The organism is Litoreibacter meonggei (genome assembly GCF_003663885.1).
Classification (GTDB): Bacteria; Pseudomonadota; Alphaproteobacteria; order Rhodobacterales; family Rhodobacteraceae; genus Litoreibacter; species Litoreibacter meonggei.
On record NZ_RCCE01000001.1, the window covers coordinates 735560 to 753132 of the forward strand.

The window sequence follows — 17573 nt, forward strand, 5'->3', positions numbered from 1 at the left end:
GTCGTTCAAATTTAACGAAGATTCTTTCCCGTAGATTCGAGAAAACGCAGGCATAATGACCGATGAACTAGACACCTACGACACAGCTATATTGAAAGCCGTCTCTGCCAATGGACGGATCACTGTGACGGACCTTGCGGAGCGGATAAACCTGTCCAAGTCTCCGACCCAGACCCGGCTGCGCAGGTTGGAGAAAGCTGGATACATTCGCGGCTACACCGCTCAATTGAATCCGGTCAAACTTGGATTGGCCCATATCGCTTTTGTCGAAGTCAAACTTGACGACACCCGTGAAAATGCGTTGAAAAGCTTTAACGAGGCCGTGCTATTGGTGCCAGAGATCGAACAGTGCCATATGATCGCGGGCAAGTTCGACTATCTTCTCAAGGTGCGCACCTCGGATATGCAGACCTACCGGAAAATTCTGGGCGAGCGTGTAAGCGCGCTGCCCCACGTCGCCCACACGTCAACCCACGTGGTTATGGAAGCGGTGAAGGAAGAGGCAATCTAAGCGCCCTTTACTTCCCCGCCCTTTCGCGGCACCTCGGTTAAGCGGGTGAACGGAGAAATCATGTGACCAAGGCAATCATGATACAGGGTGCTGGCTCAAATGTGGGCAAGTCCATGATCGTGGCCGGGCTTTGCCGCGTTTTCGCGCGGCGCGGCCTGACGGTCCGTCCCTTTAAGCCTCAAAATATGTCCAACAATGCCGCAGTAACGTCAGATGGTGGTGAAATCGGGCGCGCGCAAGCCTTGCAGGCCCTTGCCTGCGGTACCGCCGCGCATACCGATATGAATCCCGTCCTGTTGAAACCAGAAAGCGATGTTGGCGCACAGGTGATCGTCCAGGGCAAACGGTTCGCCACGCTAAAAGCGCGCGACTATGCCAAGGCGAAACCCGAACTGCTCTCGAAAACCCTAGAGAGTTTTCATCGCCTTGCCAAAACCGCCGAGCTGATTGTCATCGAAGGGGCCGGGAGCCCCGCCGAAATAAATCTGCGCAGCGGCGACATTGCCAATATGGGATTTGCCGAGGCCGCCGCCATCCCCGTAATCTTGGTGGGCGACATCGACCGGGGCGGTGTTATCGCACAGATCGTTGGCACTCATTGCGTGTTGCCTGACTGTGACCGAGATCGCATTAAAGCTTTCATGATCAACAAGTTCAGAGGCGATGTCAGCTTGTTTGACGACGGCATGACCGAGATAACCGATCGCACTGACTGGACACCACTTGGTGTCCTGCCATGGTTTGCTGATGCATGGCAACTTCCGGCGGAGGACGTGATGGACATCACATCAACCAGCCGCAGCGGTGACGTCTTGAAGGTTGTCGTACCCAAGCTGTCCCGCATCGCAAATTTCGACGATCTTGACCCGCTGGCAATAGAGCCCGGTGTTTCAGTCGAGATAATAGAACCCGGTCGCCCCCTGCCCTCTGATGCAGATTTGGTTCTGATCCCCGGATCGAAATCCACCATCGGTGATTTAGCATTTTTTCGCGCTCAAGGTTGGGACGTCGACTTATATGGCCATGTCCGGCGTGGCGGGCATGTTTTGGGGATTTGTGGCGGCTATCAAATGCTTGGCCACACAATTTCTGATCCTGATGGCATCGAGGGTGCGAAAGGCTCCGTGCAGGGGCTGGGATTACTGAACGTCGAAACCACCATGGCGCCAAAGAAACATCTGGCCGATGTGAAAGGTGTACATCTGAAATCCGGCGCGGCTGTTACCGGTTACGAAATCCACATCGGCACCACCGATGGCCCCGATACGGAAAGTGCTTGGTTGCAGATCGACGGAAAGGTAGCCGGGGCCGCGTCCAACAATGGGAAGATTCAGGGTTGCTACATTCATGGATTGTTTACGTCCGACGACTTCAGGCGGACCTACTTGGAACAGCTGGGCGGCACATCACAAATCAGCGACTACGGCGCATCTGTTGATGCGGCATTGGACGCTTTGGCCGACCATTTGGAAGTACATTTGGATATAGAAAAGATCTTCGACTTAGCCGAAGACGTCAAAAACAGCTAAACGCTATTCAAATTCGCGGGTTAGCAAAGCACGATGAATTTCGCGGCGGACCAGTTTGCGGACGTTGCGGGTAATCCGCTCTCCCAATTCACCTGTAAGTTCCTGACGCACAATCTCGGCGACGAGGTCACGTAATACGGCCTCATCAATCACGCTATCATCGAAATCAGCGAGACTGGCGTTCGGCGTGTCATGATCACCGTCGCCGTCAATGACCGACGCGGCAGCTGCAGAAGCAAAAACAGATTCGTCTATCAAAGACGCATCATCTGTCGGGTCAGCGTCATTCGTAACGCGCCACTCATCGCTTGCCTCGTCTGCGTCGGTCTCACGAGATTTCTGTTCAGAGCCAGCAATATCCGTAGTTTCAGCTTTTACAGTCTCAGCAACGGTGCCTTCGCTCGCGCGCTCGTCAGATGACATCTCAGAAGTCTTAGCCGCATCTTCAATCAACTTATCAACAGGGTTGCCTTGCTCCGGCTCAACCTCATCAACGAGTTCCGGCTCCCAGGTGTTGTTGGCATCCGAAAACCCGGCGGCAGCGGGTTCTGTTCGGCGGCTGTGTCGGATGAAATCAATTACTGGCGTAGGCTCAGGCTGAACGTCATCTTCGTAATAGTCGTCATTCGCCAACGAAGACCAGTCCGCATGATGCGCAGCGGGTTCCTTAGAGCCGTCCCTCTCAGACTGGGTATCGTCTGTCAGGGTTTGACGGAAATTCGTCATGTCAGCATGACGGAACTCGGGCACCGAATCCTCAGAAAGGGTTTTCACCCGAAGGGCAGATGTAAGAATCAGCGCATCTACTGGTTTCGCAGCTTCCTGCTCCACGTCGGAAGGTACCTCTGATGACACCTCAGGCGCTTTAGTTTCTTGGCGATCGTCTGGCTTGGTGTCCGACACTAGCCTGCGAATGGACGACAGGACATCTTCCACGTCTACGTTGGTCCCCGGATCAGACATTTGCTCAGCCTCTACACTTTTGACGTAAGATACCCGTCACGTGTCGGCCTGACAACCGATCGTTAGACTCTTCAGTTCTTTTGGTAACGTTTCAAAATGCGGTCCAGCTTCTTGCCTGCCTTGGAACTTGGTACTGGGGCGTTCTTGACCGCATTATAGTACTCGGCAGGATCGTAGCGCTTCACATTAAGCTTGAGGTTGTCCGCAGTTAGCAACCCCATAGAAGCCAACAGGCCGTAAGCCGCTGAATAAACCTGTGTTTCCGACACGACACGCGTCGTGCGTGCATCAAACAAGGCCTGCTCGGCGTCCAGAACGTCCAATGTCGTCCTAGCTCCGAGTTTTGCCTCTTCGCGCACACCGTCAAACGCAATCTGTGCTGCACGAATCTGGCGATCAGCCGACGTTACTTGAGCGTTCGCCACCGCAAGCCGTGACCACGCGTTGGCAACATTTTGATCCAGTACAATAGCTGTCTGGTTCAATGCTGCTTTCGAACCATGTACTGCCGCCAAGGATTTTCGCACCAACGCGGACAGTTGCCCGCCTTGGTAGATTGGCACGTTCATCTCCAAGCCGATGCTGGAGGTATTGTTATTCACCGACGAATGCGAAAGCCCACTGTTAAACGTAATCCGAGGGCGCGTCCCTGCCTTGGCCGCCGCATAGTTCAGTTCATTCGCCTTGATCAGGTGTTGCACTTGTTCGATCAACGGACTGACCTGCTTGGCCGTCGCTTTCGCGGCGTTCAAGGACTTAGGCAGTTTCGGCAGTCTCGAGATGCCCTTCAGGCCAGAGGGCGCGCGCCCAACTGAGACTGTATACAATTCCTGCGTGATCTGGAGATTGCCTTGCGATTCGACCAATGCACCCCGTGCCTGCGCTAGCCTTGCTTCAGCCTGCGCCACATCCGTGCGGGTTACCTCCCCGACTTCGAACCTATCACGGGCCGCGCGCAATTCTTGAGTGATCAAGCGAAGGTTGCTTTCACGCAGCTGAACCACGCGCTGGTCCCGCAGAACTTGCACGTAGGCATTCACAGCATCCAGCAACACCACCTGCTCTTGCTGACTAAGCTCGGCACGAACCGCTAGGACCGTTTCCTTGGCAGACTCGACCGCAAGCTGGGTACGCCCAGCGTCCCAGAGCAGCAGCTCCAGCGTCAGCGCGATCGTCGAGGATAGATTGTCCCTCGCGGCGGTGGGATTGCTTAAAGTGATTGTCGAGCGGGCGTTGATATTTGGCAGCAATCCCGACAAGGCAATTGCAACGTCCTCATCTTCGGCACGCAACGTGGCGCGGCTCTGTTCCAGCAAGTTCGAATTATCGTATGCCGCCGTCAACGCGCCCGCGAGCGTTTCCGCCGAGGCCTGAACAGGAGACAAACTCAAAGTTATCCCAAAGAATACACTGCTCAGAAAACGTTGTTTCATGCGAACCTACCTGTATGCCCAAAACCCGCGAGTTTGACCTCACGGAGACGGGCCATGCAGACCCTTAAGTCGTCTATTAAAGCGCGAACACGGCCTCGGAGGTAAAGCCCGGAAGGACCGGTGCACCCGCGTTAAACGAAAGAGTCCAGCTCACTTTATCGCCAATCTTACGGCCCAAGCGCGCCTCGCCGAGTTTACTCTGGCCGAAGATCGCAAGAATGCGTCCCCCTTCCTTGAGCTGCCCCAGCACCTCGTCTGGGATTTGGGATACGGCTCCCTCAATGCAAATGGCATCATAAGGACCATGTTTAGCAGCTCCCTTGGCCAGTGGCGCGGAAATCACAACCGCATTGTCGATCCCTTGCTCTGCCAAGGCCGCTTCTGCGTCGCGCGCCAAATCTTCGTCCTCTTCGACCGCGACAACCGCATCCGCCATATGCGCTAAAACGGCTGATGAATACCCAAGCCCACAGCCGATATCGAGCACGACATCGCTGCGTTGAATATCTAGAGCATCAAGCATTTTCGCAAATGTGCGTGGTTCAAGAACAACGCGTCCACCACCGAGGTCGATATTTCCCCCGGCATATGCGACGTTCCGCTTGCTTTCGGGCACAAACGCCTCTCGGCGTACCGTTAGCATGGCGTCGATAATCGGGAACTTGGTGACATCAGAGGGCCGCACTTGCGTGTCGACCATCATTGTTCGGTTTGTAGCGTTGTCGAGCATACTAAACTCATTAGTCTAGTTTCAGTTAAAGCTGGTTTGACACAGATCGACGGATGCGGCAACGCCGAAGTAATCCAAGCAGCGGTTGGTACCGGAAATTTGAGCATTTTCCTCATGGAAGCGGCAGACGCACAGCCCATTTTCGTTCTTTCACCATCCACGATATCGGTAGTGCGCAAAAGGACAGCGGCTCAACTGTAGGCTCTTGCGCGACCCATAAGCTTGGTCTAGAGAGCCGGAACACCAGTAAGGCGAGTTGGCGGAGTGGTTACGCAGCGGATTGCAAATCCGTGTACAGGAGTTCGATTCTCCTACTCGCCTCCAAGTGTTTTCACCGGTAGCCGCTCGGGAAAACTGTCGTAAGTTCGCCACCCCCGTGCTTCGTTAGGTGGGGTCGTGAATATCGCCTTAAGTCCAGTACGGCACATCGCCACCGGGAAGCAGTTGACGCGCGATCATCGGTTGGCGGTAGTCTAGAGAATTGGCGTCACAAAACTCCGAAACCCAACTGTCGTCCATAAGCATAAAGTCCAAAACGGACCCCAAGAATGCCGGATCAGATGCTTGCGCACGCACTATCTCCAATGACGACCCGGTCGCGCCCAGAAACACGCCCATAAGGTCGTCCGAAGCCGCAATCCAGCCCAGCGCAGATAGGGCGATCTCTTCGGCATTCTGCGGGGTCATCTCAGCGCTCCAACATAGTAAATATTTCTTAACTCTTGGCAGAACACACTAATGGCGATCAAGAGGCGATTCCCGCTTTCAGGAGAAGACCCAAAGATGGCTGGCCGCATACTCATAGTCGACCCGGTTCCAACAAATCGTATGGTCTTGAAAGTCAAACTGTCATTGGCTCACTACGATGTCAGCCTCGCTGATGGCGTTCAGCAGGCGCGTGCGATGGCTAACGCGCGTGTGTTCGATGTCGTATTGGCATCGTCTGTGCTAGTAGATCGCTCCGCCGATTGCGTGCTTAAATGGATGCGCACGGCACGCACCACCAAAGGAATGGCGACTACATTTATCGTCATGCGAGACCAACCCAACTCCACGGCAGCCTGTAAACTTTTAAGGAAATGCCTGCTGGCTGGCGCAGATGACGTTTTGAACCGGCCATTCGCTGAAGATGTTTTGCTCGCGCGCATACAAAATCTGATGAGAGACAACGCCGCTAATCAGGAACTGCACTCGCCCGCTATCCAGCACGGGTTATCAATAGATGAACTGAAGGCGCCGCCGCCGCCCGCCAATGTTGCGATCGCACTTGTCGGTACTGGCACCCCTTCGCAACCTGTAACCGAGTTTATCACGAATTTTCATAAACCCGCGCGAGGCAAGCCAGGTGCCTTGAACGTCGAACACGTCCCTTTATCCTTGCTCACGCAACCAGACGCCGCGCCCAATGAGCCAAATGTTGTTTTGCTTGTCGCTGAAACCGGTGCGGCTGAGCGTGCGCTCTCCATCATGTCGCAAATGCGTTCACATGCGCGCACCAAGGACGTCCGCGTGATCGTGATCCAAAAGAACCCCGGAACCTCACAGCTTGCGCGCGCGTTCGAGCTTGGCGCACATGATGCGGTCCCATTGGATATACCGCCGCTTGATTTAGTCGCCCGTATCAACAGTCAGGCACAAATTCACCGAAGCATTTGCAAAAGAAAGCGCGTTGTTCGTGATAGTCTACTACAAGCGATCACTGACCCGTTAACGGGGCTCTACAACCGTCGATACGCAGCCAGTCGCCTGATCGAAATGCAGCGGGACTGCCTTGCCACAGGTAAAAATTTCGCGATCCTCGCCTTTGACGTTGATCACTTTAAGGGCGTGAATGATCGCTACGGTCACGCGATGGGTGATGCGGTTCTCACGACGCTTGCCCAGACGCTGCGCAAGAACCTGCGCGACGGTGATCTAATTTGTCGGACAGGAGGGGAGGAATTTTTGGTCGCATTGCCGCACACCAACGAAGCTCGCGCTAGGACCACTGCAAACCGGTTGCGCAGGGCAGTCGGCGCCTTGGACATTGCTGTGAAAAACAGCCCTACCCCCTTGCGGGTCACTGTGAGCGTTGGGCTATCCATTCAGAACGGGCACGTGCCAATTCAGGAAATGATGGAACAAGCGGACCGTGCACTTTACCGAGCCAAAGCCTGCGGCCGAAATCTGGTTGCGATTGCCGCCGCCGCCTAGCTCAAGCGCAAAGCCACAATCCCGTTAATCGCGATCATGCTTGCGCCGCCGCCCCCCATGATCGAGCAACTCCTGCAACCGATTGGCGTATTCAATGCGCTGTTCAGTGGTCATCGACGCGATTTGCTCGACCAACGCGTTTTGCATCATGTCCGAGCGCCCCTTTATCAAACCTTGCTGGCGCTGCAACACCCCTGCGAACGCGTCCTTGTCGAAAGGCGTTTGCTTCAGAAACTCTGACGCTTCGAGTGCAAACTCGCCCAATTCAGCCCGAATTTCCCGCCCCTGATCATTGCGTCCTTCGCGCAAACGTTGACTGATTGCGCGACGGTCAGGTCTGTCCAGCGCGCGACCATAAATACCAATCGCAGCAATATCCCCGCCTCGGTTGCCAAAGCTTTTCCGATCTCGGTCGCCATGCATCCCTGCACCGACTACGGCCCCGAGGACCAACAGGTTAATCGCAACAGAGATCGCCAAGGCGACCTTCACCCTTCGCGGAGCGCGCGGAATTGTTTTGTCCATATCCATCACCCTTCCTCAATCCAATAGAGATCACCAAGTAGCGCGTGGCTCATGACGCCTTCGGCCTCGACGGTTATTTCAGTGTCAGTGCTGCCCCAACTGGTTGCGAAGTCCGGATTCACGAATCCCAAATAGATGCCCGTGCAGGCAGATGCGACCAACCCGCCCATCGCGGGAAGGCCGCCGATATCGTCGAAGAATTGCGCCCACCATGAAATGCGCGGAGTCCGAGCTATGCCAGCTTTGCGCCCGAAACCCTCCTGCGTCTGCTTCGCATCCTCTGCCACCCGCGCGAGCAAACTGGCCGAAGGCATCGGAGCCTCGTCACGCGCTTGCGCAAAGAGGGCATCCAGTTCCGCACCCGTATCAGGGGTCATGTTCAGTTTATCGGTCATGACGACAACTCTTCCTTTTGAGAGGCCAGCAGCTTTGCCAGCATCCTTTTCCCGCGGGCCGTCAAACTTTCGACGGCCTCGACGCTTATGTCCATTATCCGTGCTATGTCGGGATTCGACTGCCCCTCTATGTGTCTCAGAATCACAGCTTGCCGCTGTCGATCCGGCAACTCGGCGAGTGCAGCATCAAGTGCCGCCATCCGGTCCGTTTGGATCAACCGCGTTTCGGCCGAAGGTGCGGGGTCCGCAGGCTCGGCCATATCTTCCAATCCGACACTGACCCGCTGACGTTTGCGCAATCGATCAATGCATAGATTGTTCACCACGCGATATAGCCAAGTCGCGGGCTTTGCCTCACCGGGTCTCCAGTCTGGGGCCACACGCCACAGGCGTAGCATCGCTTCTTGAACAACGTCCTCGGCCTCCGCCAGATCTCCCAACATGCGACGCGCAAAGCTAAGTGCGTGTGGGGAAAGACGCAGGGTCAACGTCTCGGCTGCCGTGCGGTCGCCATTGGCAAACAGTACGATCAATGCGTCATCGTCGAGGTGATCCGATTGGTCCAGAGCCATACCCATCCTGCGTGTTCATACCCCAATTCGGGTAACGGGGCGACCTTCTCAGGCCGCCCACGCCCGCGTCAGTCCTGATGCTTGCGATCACCGTGGCGTTTGCCGTGGTGTTTTTTGCCCATCTCTTCGAACTCTGCCTTGGAAACAGCCCCGTCGCCGTCTTTATCCATGCGCGAGAAACCGTGGCCTTTGCGCTTGCCGCCCGCATCGGCCAGCTCTTCCTGGCTCAGGACACCATTATCATCGGCATCCAGATGATCCATCATCCGGTCCAAACGACGCTCCATGCGGCTTTCCTTGCCTGATTTCATTTGCGCTTCAAGCTCAGAGCGTGACAGCGAGCCATCACCGTCGGCGTCAGCCATAGCGAAATGAGCGGCTCGGTGTGCCCGCATTTCCGCTTCCGTGACGCTGCCGTTGCCGTCGGCGTCCAGTTCCTCAAACGTGACCCGCGGACCGTGCCCACCTTTGGCGTGCGCGATCATTGGGGTCAGCGCCAACGCAAGGCCAACGCTGGCCAGAGCCAGTTTCGTTTTCAGATTACCTGCCAATATTGCCATTCTAAATCTCCGTTTATGGTTCATTCACCGACCCAACTTGGCCGCCGATATGCACCTTTAACGAACCAAGATGCCCACTCCGTCGCTCGTTGCTAAAAAAAAATCGCAATATCGCCCCCCGAGACATCCTGTCACCCTGCATTCACACCTGACCGCGAATAGAGTATCCCTTTACGATAACGGTACTTGATAATGGCGAGTGATACTTTGGCTGAAGAAATCGAACGTGAGTTGAAACCTGCATTGCTGCGTGGATGGCGTCGCCGGTGCCCCTCCTGTGGTCAGGGGCCCCTGTTTTCAAGCTATCTAAAGGTGCGTGACGAATGCGCGGTTTGCCATGAACACATGAGCCACCACCGTGCCGATGATGGTCCAGCTTATCTTACGATCCTGATCGTAGGACACGTGATGGCGCCGCTGTTGTTGTGGACCTTTTTCGAGTTCGAGCCGGATCCATTGGTTGTAGCGACCATATTTACAATTGGCTGCGTGGCCTTATCGCTATATTTGCTGCCCCGCCTGAAAGGCGCAGTTGTGGCCTTGCAATGGGCCAAACGGATGCACGGATTTGGCGGGCGAACAGCATAATCCTTACAAGCGAATAGAGTTGAAGCCACCCGGCACTCGGGCCAGAGTGCAATCATGACAGATGTTCCAATAAGAGACGCCGCAAGCGTCGTGCTTTTGCGCGACGCCGACAGCGCGCCGAAAGTGCTTATGGGGCAGCGTGGCAAGAACGCTGCCTTCATGCCCAACAAATACGTGTTTCCGGGTGGTGCAGTCGATCCGGAGGATGCCCAAGCCGTTTTACCCGGCACGCCTTCGGTAAAATGCCTGTCGCGCCTCGGTGATATCGGCCCTGCATTGCTGGCAGCGGCTTTGCGCGAAACCTGGGAAGAAACTGGTCTTACCTTGCGCAAATGCGAGGGCCTACTCTATTTTTTCCGCGCAATTACCCCACCCGGTCGCCCGCGCCGGTTTGACGCCAGATTTTTTCTGGCAGATGCAAACACCATGTCCGACACTGATCTCGACGACTTTTCAAAGGCCAGCGACGAATTGCGCCATCTTCATTGGGTTCCGCTTCCCGAGGCGCGCGCGCTGAACTTGCCTTTCATTACCGAAGTGGTCCTTGCCGAGGTCGAGGCGTTGTCGAAGACCAAAGCGCCACCAGACAGCGTCCCATTTTTTGATAACAGTTCTGGCACCTCCCGCTTCTTAAGAATTCAGTAGCGTGAACGTCATTGGTATTTTTCATTTAGAAACAGTTTCATAATGCTGCCCTATTCTGTTGCTAGCGCACGGGGGACATGACTTTGGTTGACAGCATTCCAACTCCCCCCGCCGCCGTATCGGGGACACACCGGCGCGCGTGGCGTGACCGGGCGCTGTTTTGGGGGTTCATTGCACTCTTTCTTTTTGGCCTCTTTGGCCTTGTCACTGCAACGGGTTGGCAAGAAACTTGGGGGGAGCTTAGGAAGCTTGCGATTTGGCAGATTGGCGTATTGCTGGCATTGTCGATGATCAATTACCTGATCCGCGGAGTGCGCTGGCATTTTTTGGCGCGCCGTCTCGGACTAGATCTGCCCCTGCGCTATTCGCTTTTGCATTTCATCGGCGGGTTTGCGATGACAATTACACCTGCTCGGATTGGTGAATTTGTCAGGCTGCGCTGGATTACACGAATGACCGGATGGACTGTGGAACGCGTTACCCCCCTTCCCCTTGCTGACCGCGCTTTTGATATGGCCGCGATGGGGTTGGTTCTGGGCGTGGCCGTTTTTCTTTCTGGAAAGGGCAGCATGGGCGCGACACCCATTGCACTCACCGCAATCGCCGGCGCGATCATCATAACGCGCCCGAAACTGCTCATCAAACTCGTCGAGGTACTGTTTGGTGCTCTGCATCGCTGGCCCCGCCCGTTCGCGCGACTGCGCCAAGCTGCGCGCTCTATGGGTCGGTTCAGCGACACTCGCGTAACCGGCCCCGCTTTGATCCTGAGCACCGTCGGTTGGATGGCGGAAGGGTTCGCACTTTATCTGCTGCTGCACTGGATGGGGGCCGAGGTCAGTCTTGCAACAGCGACCGTCATCTTTTTGTTCTCCACACTCGCAGGCGGCTTAACAGGCGCGCCCGGCGGACTGGGCGGTGCCGAAGCTACCATGATGGTCTTGCTGGCGATGAACGGCGCGCCGCTTCACGTGGCCCTCGCCGCAACCACTGTTATCCGCATTACCACGCTTTGGTTTGCTATCGCCGTAGGCGCACTGGCTTTCCCTTTTGCTGAAGCCCTTTCAAATAAATCGAAAATACTATGATCTGGAATACGCTTACCTACACCGGCTGGGGCCGGGTCCACCGCGCCACGGCACAAGTGGCCCGCCCCGAACGGATATCATCCCTCGCTGCCATTCAAGCTGACACCGGCGCGCCCGCGATAGGCATGTGCAGGTCATATGGTGACTCGTGTCTGAATGACGGCGGTCACGCGATAGACATGACCCGCGTGGATCGATTGCTTGGGTTTGATACCGAGAATGGAGTTTTGGAAGTCGAGGCCGGCGCACGTATCGGGGATATCGCACGCCGCTTTGCACCCGATGGCTGGCTTCCCAGCGTTATGCCGGGAACGGGCTTTGCAACTGTTGGCGGCTGCATTGCGCATGATGTGCATGGCAAAAACCATCACGGTGCCGGATCGTTCGGCCAACATGTGGTCGAGATCAGCCTGATGAGCGGCGGCAAACTGCAAAAGATAAGCCCATCGAAGAATGTGAAGCTGTTCCGTGCCACCATTGGCGGTATGGGGCAAACCGGCGCTATCGTTGCCGCCAAGCTTCAACTGCTTCCATGCAAGGGCGATATAATGACGGTCACAGAGCGCAGGATCGAAAATCTGGACCATTTCCTAGAAGCATTGGATAATTCCAAATCCACCTACACGGTCGGTTGGGTCGACGCGACGGCGAAGGGGGAAGCGCTTGGTCGCGGCATCTTAGAAGAGGCCGAAACGGGCTACGGGTTGGTCCCGGACGCAAAGCGTTCCCGCGCCGTGCCTTTCAATGCGCCGGGCTGGGCGTTGTCCAACCCAATGGTACGCCTGTTTAATGCCGCATATCTGCGGCGCGTCCCCGAGCGTGGCAGGACCAGCGTTAAACCAATCACCGAATTTTTCTTTCCACTCGACAAGCTTCTTGAGTGGAACCGCCTCTACGGCAAACGCGGCTTTCACCAATTTCAATGTGTGGTTCCGGTGTCGGAAGCAGCCGTCCTGCGTGTAATGCTTGATCAAATCGGCAATGCAGGCCTCGCCTCGCCCCTGGCTGTGCTCAAACGTATGGGCGCAGGTCGCGCCGGACTGATGTCCTTCCCGATGGAAGGTTACACACTTGCCATCGACTTCCCGAACCGCGCGGGAGTCGAGCCGCTGATCGCCGAATTGGAGGAGATCACCAAAAACGCTGGCGGGCGTGTCTATTTGGCCAAAGACGCTACACTTGATCCCTCGCATCTGATGAAAATGTACCCGGACCTCCACAAGTTTGCGAAACTTATCAGCGAAATTGATCCGGACGGAATGTACGAAACTGATCAAACTCGCCGCCTGAACATTCGGAGCCACGCATGACCGATACATGGATCATCCTCGGGGGCACCTCCTCCATGGCCCGCGCGTTTGCCCGCGCCGTGTCCCGAAATGGCGCACAGGTTCTGCTTGCGGGCCGTGACATGAAAGACCTTGAGGCCAGCGCATCCGATTGCTCCCTACAGGGTGCTATCGCCGCCGAAGCCATCCGTTTTGACGCGCGGGATGCAAACACCTTTGCCCCCATCATAGATAACGCCTCAAAGCTAGAAGGCATGATAAACGTGGCAGTCTTCGTTGGTTCAATGCCGTCTCAGGACCAGATCGACGCCGACCCATCCCTTATCGCAGGCACGGTGACAGACAATTATGCAGGCCCTGCAACCTTTCTTCAGATGATTGCACCTGCCATGGAAGAACGTGGCGGCGGGACTGTCGTTGGCGTGGGGTCAGTGGCAGGTGATCGTGGACGCATCGGCAACTATGTCTACGGCTCCGCGAAAGCAGGGTTCCACACCTATCTTAGCGGCCTGCGCAATCGTCTTACGCGATCCGGCGGGCATGTAGTTACGGTCAAGCCCGGTTTTGTCGATACGGCGATGACATGGGGAATTGAAGGCATGTTCCTCGTTGCAACCCCCGACAAGATTGCAGATGACATCCTGAAGGCCGTGGAAAAACGCAAGGACGTGATCTACACGCCGGGGTTCTGGCGGTTGATCATGGGGATCATCACAGCCATCCCCGAACGTGTGTTCAAAAAGCTCAGCGTTTAGAAGCCGAACGCGTTCTGAAACAACCCTGCCGCGTAGAACATTAGTGTCAGGGTGAATAGGATCAACGAAATCCCGTGCCGGTCGCGCATTGCGAAAACGATCGGATCGTAGTCCTGCTTGCCCTTGTACCCAAGCGACACCATTCGAAACAGCCACCCCCCTATGGGTAGCATTGCGACCCAAAGCAGCCATTGCGTTGGATACAGCGAGCGCGCCTGGTCGGTGAATGTATATAAGAAAAACACCAGCAATGCGCCAAACATGCCAAGCCCCGCGACGTTAAGCAGGTCCGAGCGGTCAGGTCGCCCGTAACCACGACCGGGCAAACGCTCATCGGACGTGGCCAGGGTCAGTTCGGTTAAGCGCTTCACGCATCCCAAGGTCACAAACACCGGGAAGATGAATACTAGCATGTAGCCAGTGACGTACACCTCCGCTGCGGCGGCCCCCGCTACAACACGCAAAGTATATAGAGACGCCAAGGTCGCGATATCGACCCAGCGCATCCGCTTTAGCTTCAGCGAATAGGCGAGCGACAGTATCATGTAGACAGAAACCACCGCCAAGAATGCCATATTCAGACTGGCGGCGACGCCAAGGGCAATTACCGCAAGCGCGAACATCGCGGCCATTCCAACCTTTATGGGCAACGCCCCGCTGGCAAATGGGCGACGACACTTGGTCGGATGCATTCGGTCTGCATCAATGTCGAGCAAATCGTTCACCAGATAGATACATGAGGCGGCCGCCGAAAATGACACCATCGCCAGCAGCACCGGAAGAAGCGCCGACAGGCCAAAATTATGCGCGGCGATAATCGGTAACAGCAGCAGCACGTTTTTCACGTATTGATGCGGGCGCATCGCCTTCAACAGGCTGGCCCAAGACCAGCCACCGGGTAGCACGGTGACCGCATGCCCGTCGGCAGCCAGGTTGGCTCGCTCGGCAGGGTGGTCTTGTACCATGATGACGTCGTCGGCGTCCTTCCAAACGGCCATATCAACCGCTTCGTTGCCTGCGTAATGGAACCCGCGTGTGCCGAAAGCGGCAACCAACGCCTCGGCCTTGGCCTCACCCTTAAGATTTTTCATCCCGTCAGACGCGAAAATCCGGTCCGACAATCCATGATGCCTCGCTAACGCACTCACCAGAGACGTATCCGAAGCGGATGCAAGAATAACCTCATGTCCTTGTGCGGCAGCCTGAGCAGCAAGCTCGGCTACGTTCTTATCTACCGGCATCAAATCAACGCGGCAATCAGCCAGCTCGGCAAGTTTTGATTTCAGCTGCGCCCTATCAGTGAAATGCGTGACGACCAGCTTCAAGGCCTGGATTGGCGCGCACCCCATGGCCGACCAAAAGGTCTCAAGTAGCATGTCGGTGCGCAAAAAGGTGCCATCGACATCCAATATCAGGGGTTTGCTGGTCATGGCCTAGCCTTTCGTACGGAAAACACAGCCATCAGATACAAGCTGGGGTGGCGACATACACATCCCCTTGGCGACTTTCCACGCGGCAAGCACTTTGGGTACATAATTGCGTGTTTCGGCATAGGGCGGCACGCCTCCGTGCTTCTTCACCGCGTTCTCGCCTGCATTGTATCCGGCAAGCGCCATGATCGGGTCGCCTTCAAATTCGTTCATCAACCATTCCAGATAAGCCACCCCACCCTTAATGTTCTGCGCCGGATCAGTGCTATCGGTCACGCCGAAGCGAGCGGCGGTATCTGGGATCAACTGCATCAATCCTTGCGCGCCTTTGTTGCTTTCGACCGAAACACGTCCGCCAGACTCAACCGAGATCAGTGCCAGCACGAAGGCCGGCGATATTTTCTTGTTCAGAGTCTCTAATAGAATAGTCGTCCCATGTTGCGACGCGATCGATTGCATCGTCTCCAGACGTGGCGCACGAACCGCCTGCCCTTTCGGTGCCTTACTGAGGCCTGCGACCGCACTCGTGAAGCGGCCCGGGCCTGAGGCGTCTATAGAAGGGGACACGGCTTGCCAGTACCATTCCAGCTGAGATGGAGATGCAGCGGAAGCCCCCGCTTTAGGCGCGACGGGTGCCTTAACCGCTGCGGGCTTCGGTTCGATCTGAATTGTTATCAACTTCTTGGCACCATGTTTCGGTGGCGCAATTTTTTTGAACGTAAAATTCCCGCCGAAAGCGGGTTTTAGCTCTGCCGCCTCGGCAGAGAACCCAATGCTCAAGCACATCAGGAGAAGAATCTCGCGAATTGATATCGACATGAGCCTGCCCGACTTGCCGTTGGTGTTATTCTTTTTTTAGACTCTTCCAGAAAATGCAGGTCAATTCCACCAGTCCTGAGAAACAATCAAAAACCTGTGCCAGCATTGACGCAGGTCATGCGACAGTTTTCACGGAAAAAACACTCATCTTTAAATATTTATTGTTTATAATCAATAAATTATAAGATTTTAGATAGATTTTTTACCATGCTGTGAAAAGGAACCATTCGCGCCCAATTCTCGCCCCGATTGAGGGCGATACATGCTGCATACCAAGACGGCGACACGGTCTAGAACAGAGGCTGGCCAGGTCGAACAAACGTTACGGTTAACTTGGAAACTAAACTTATATCCTTGGAGGGATACACAATGACACTGAACGCAATGATCAAAAATTTCGCAGCTGACGAATCTGGCGCAGTAACCGTTGACTGGGTTGTTCTGACCGCAGCCATCGTTGGCCTGGGCATCGCAGTTATGGCTTCTGTTTCCGACGGTCTGGAAGACCTGTCCGGCGACATCGAAGACCAGCTGACTGGCCAAGGTATCTCGACTGTTTTCTAAGCTGATCGTCGCCACCCGGCGACTTCAAGTTAAGGCCGCGTTCATCATGAACGCGGCCTTTTCGCGTTTAGAGGCCTATTCCTTCGCTCAAGCAGCGCACCAACAAAGAACCATTCATGTCAAATTCTCGCCCCGATTGCGTGCGACACTTCGTGCTTATCACTACAGCGGCACAACTCGGACTCGACGTTGGCCAGGGCCGCAAGCAACGCTGACTTAATTCAATAGACTAAGACGACGCAAAATCGTTGGAGGGACAGACTATGACATTGAACACTCTCATAAAAAACTTCGCTGCGGACGAAACAGCTGCCGTGACCCAAGAGATGATGGTGATCGCAGCTGCAGGTGGGTTCTTGAGCATCGCCGCCATGGTCTATGTTCTCGGCGGCGTGGAGCAGCTGGAGGACGACACTGGCTATCAGCTGAAGGTTCAAGAAAAAGTTACGACATTCTAAGCTGTTCGTTCCCGCATAGCAGTATCGACGAGGGACCGCGTTCAATGAACGCGGTCCCTCTTCTCATTACTTGCATCTCAGATTCGTTAAGGTAGGAGGCGGAAACGGTAAGTTTCTGACTTCGTAGCTAAATGTGGCAGAATTGCCTTATTTCTTCTAAATTTCGCCTAAATTCATTGCGATAAAAAACACGTTGTAATCAAGGCCCCGCGCCTGTTCCGCCGGAGAGTAAAATGAATTATTTAGTATCCCGTTTTTGGGCAGAAGACTCCGGTGCAGTGACCGTTGACTGGGTTATCTTGGCCGCAGGTGTTATTGGCTTGGCTTTGGCGTCGATGGGCGTCGTCATTGACGGCACGGAAGATCTAACCGGCGATGTCGAAGCAACTCTCAGCAGCCCGATGATCAGTACGGCGTTCTAATTTCAACGCTGCGCGCGAACCGCCGCCGTAAATCCACGCCATCTCCCACTTTCTGCCGTATTCACCCTGCATGACAGGGCCATACGAGTGAGCCTGTCCGATTAAAG

At 55.4% G+C, this 17573-nt stretch carries 21 protein-coding genes and 1 tRNA gene; 12 read left to right on the forward strand and 10 right to left on the reverse strand.

Annotated features, from left to right (window positions below; all coding sequences use genetic code 11):
* The first annotated feature begins 55 nt into the window (after nt 1–55).
* Together BCF46_RS03645 and BCF46_RS03650 are read left to right on the forward strand one after the other, a co-directional pair.
* A complete protein-coding gene (locus BCF46_RS03645) occupies nt 56–511 on the forward strand; it encodes an Lrp/AsnC family transcriptional regulator (protein ID WP_121021795.1) in 456 nt (151 codons plus the stop codon).
* Between the two features lie 62 nt (nt 512–573).
* A complete protein-coding gene (locus BCF46_RS03650) occupies nt 574–2040 on the forward strand; it encodes a cobyric acid synthase (RefSeq protein WP_121021797.1) in 1467 nt (488 codons plus the stop codon).
* Between the two features lie 3 nt (nt 2041–2043).
* Here the strand turns inward: BCF46_RS03650 and BCF46_RS03655 are convergent, their stop codons facing one another.
* From BCF46_RS03655 to BCF46_RS03665, 3 genes are all read right to left on the reverse strand, one after another.
* The gene (locus tag BCF46_RS03655; protein ID WP_121021799.1) at nt 2044–3003 is read right to left on the reverse strand and encodes a hypothetical protein; all 960 of its coding nucleotides are present in this window, start codon (nt 3001–3003) and stop codon (nt 2044–2046) included.
* A gap of 71 nt (nt 3004–3074) precedes the next feature.
* Complete coding sequence (locus BCF46_RS03660; protein ID WP_121021801.1) at nt 3075–4436, reverse strand: TolC family outer membrane protein; 1362 nt, start codon at nt 4434–4436, stop codon at nt 3075–3077.
* A 76-nt stretch (nt 4437–4512) separates the two neighbouring features.
* Complete coding sequence (locus tag BCF46_RS03665; RefSeq protein WP_121021803.1) at nt 4513–5166, reverse strand: protein-L-isoaspartate O-methyltransferase family protein; 654 nt, start codon at nt 5164–5166, stop codon at nt 4513–4515.
* A 250-nt stretch (nt 5167–5416) separates the two neighbouring features.
* On the opposite strand from BCF46_RS03665, the gene BCF46_RS03670 reads away from it, so the two are divergent.
* Nucleotides 5417–5490, forward strand: a tRNA-Cys gene (locus tag BCF46_RS03670).
* 84 nt (nt 5491–5574) lie between these two features.
* Here the strand turns inward: BCF46_RS03670 and BCF46_RS03675 are convergent.
* Complete coding sequence (locus tag BCF46_RS03675) at nt 5575–5853, reverse strand: DUF3572 domain-containing protein (protein ID WP_121021805.1); 279 nt, start codon at nt 5851–5853, stop codon at nt 5575–5577.
* A gap of 96 nt (nt 5854–5949) precedes the next feature.
* Between BCF46_RS03675 and BCF46_RS03680 the strand changes: the two genes are divergently transcribed.
* A complete protein-coding gene (locus tag BCF46_RS03680) occupies nt 5950–7359 on the forward strand; it encodes a diguanylate cyclase (protein ID WP_170157853.1) in 1410 nt (469 codons plus the stop codon).
* A 24-nt stretch (nt 7360–7383) separates the two neighbouring features.
* Here BCF46_RS03680 and BCF46_RS03685 read toward each other — a convergent pair whose 3' ends face one another.
* The 4 genes from BCF46_RS03685 to BCF46_RS03700 all read right to left on the reverse strand — a co-directional run bounded on the left by BCF46_RS03685 (nt 7384) and on the right by BCF46_RS03700 (nt 9411).
* Entirely contained in the window at nt 7384–7884 is a 501-nt protein-coding gene (locus tag BCF46_RS03685) for a periplasmic heavy metal sensor (protein WP_170157854.1), read from the reverse strand.
* Between the two features lie 5 nt (nt 7885–7889).
* Entirely contained in the window at nt 7890–8279 is a 390-nt protein-coding gene (locus tag BCF46_RS03690; protein WP_121021811.1) for a hypothetical protein, read from the reverse strand.
* Nucleotides 8276–8857: an RNA polymerase sigma factor gene (locus tag BCF46_RS03695; protein WP_121021813.1), complete on the reverse strand. Its 582-nt coding sequence runs from the start codon at nt 8855–8857 to the stop codon at nt 8276–8278. The genes BCF46_RS03690 and BCF46_RS03695 overlap by 4 nt, the downstream gene beginning before the upstream one ends.
* 62 nt (nt 8858–8919) lie before the next feature.
* Nucleotides 8920–9411 (reverse strand): EF-hand domain-containing protein, encoded by a 492-nt coding sequence (locus tag BCF46_RS03700; RefSeq protein WP_170157855.1) that lies wholly within the window; start codon nt 9409–9411, stop codon nt 8920–8922.
* A 192-nt stretch (nt 9412–9603) separates the two neighbouring features.
* Between BCF46_RS03700 and BCF46_RS03705 the strand changes: the two genes are divergently transcribed.
* The 5 genes from BCF46_RS03705 (at nt 9604) to BCF46_RS03725 (ending at nt 13773) form a co-directional block, all read left to right on the forward strand.
* A complete protein-coding gene (locus BCF46_RS03705; RefSeq protein WP_121021817.1) occupies nt 9604–9999 on the forward strand; it encodes a DUF983 domain-containing protein in 396 nt (131 codons plus the stop codon).
* Nucleotides 10000–10053: 54 nt separating this feature from the next.
* Nucleotides 10054–10644, forward strand: a complete 591-nt coding sequence (locus BCF46_RS03710) for an NUDIX hydrolase (RefSeq protein WP_121021818.1) — start codon at nt 10054–10056, stop codon at nt 10642–10644.
* 77 nt (nt 10645–10721) lie between these two features.
* Nucleotides 10722–11729: a lysylphosphatidylglycerol synthase transmembrane domain-containing protein gene (locus BCF46_RS03715; RefSeq protein WP_121021820.1), complete on the forward strand. Its 1008-nt coding sequence runs from the start codon at nt 10722–10724 to the stop codon at nt 11727–11729.
* The gene (locus tag BCF46_RS03720; RefSeq protein ID WP_121021821.1) at nt 11726–13039 is read left to right on the forward strand and encodes an FAD-binding oxidoreductase; all 1314 of its coding nucleotides are present in this window, start codon (nt 11726–11728) and stop codon (nt 13037–13039) included. Before BCF46_RS03715 ends, BCF46_RS03720 begins: the two co-directional genes overlap by 4 nt.
* Nucleotides 13036–13773 (forward strand): SDR family NAD(P)-dependent oxidoreductase, encoded by a 738-nt coding sequence (locus BCF46_RS03725; RefSeq protein WP_121021823.1) that lies wholly within the window; start codon nt 13036–13038, stop codon nt 13771–13773. The genes BCF46_RS03720 and BCF46_RS03725 overlap by 4 nt, the downstream gene beginning before the upstream one ends.
* Here the strand turns inward: BCF46_RS03725 and BCF46_RS03730 are convergent.
* Together BCF46_RS03730 and BCF46_RS03735 are read right to left on the reverse strand one after the other, a co-directional pair.
* The gene (locus BCF46_RS03730) at nt 13770–15203 is read right to left on the reverse strand and encodes a UbiA family prenyltransferase (protein ID WP_121021825.1); all 1434 of its coding nucleotides are present in this window, start codon (nt 15201–15203) and stop codon (nt 13770–13772) included. The two genes, BCF46_RS03725 and BCF46_RS03730, sit on opposite strands and share 4 nt — an antisense overlap.
* Nucleotides 15204–15206: 3 nt before the next feature.
* Nucleotides 15207–15989, reverse strand: a complete 783-nt coding sequence (locus tag BCF46_RS03735) for a lytic transglycosylase domain-containing protein (protein WP_121022280.1) — start codon at nt 15987–15989, stop codon at nt 15207–15209.
* Nucleotides 15990–16391: 402 nt separating this feature from the next.
* On the opposite strand from BCF46_RS03735, the gene BCF46_RS03740 reads away from it, so the two are divergent.
* The 3 genes from BCF46_RS03740 to BCF46_RS03750 all read left to right on the forward strand — a co-directional run bounded on the left by BCF46_RS03740 (nt 16392) and on the right by BCF46_RS03750 (nt 17466).
* Nucleotides 16392–16586, forward strand: a complete 195-nt coding sequence (locus BCF46_RS03740; RefSeq protein ID WP_121021827.1) for a Flp family type IVb pilin — start codon at nt 16392–16394, stop codon at nt 16584–16586.
* 263 nt (nt 16587–16849) lie between these two features.
* Complete coding sequence (locus BCF46_RS03745; RefSeq protein ID WP_121021829.1) at nt 16850–17044, forward strand: hypothetical protein; 195 nt, start codon at nt 16850–16852, stop codon at nt 17042–17044.
* A 233-nt stretch (nt 17045–17277) separates the two neighbouring features.
* Nucleotides 17278–17466 (forward strand): pilus assembly protein, encoded by a 189-nt coding sequence (locus BCF46_RS03750; protein WP_121021831.1) that lies wholly within the window; start codon nt 17278–17280, stop codon nt 17464–17466.
* Nucleotides 17467–17573: the final 107 nt, after the last annotated feature.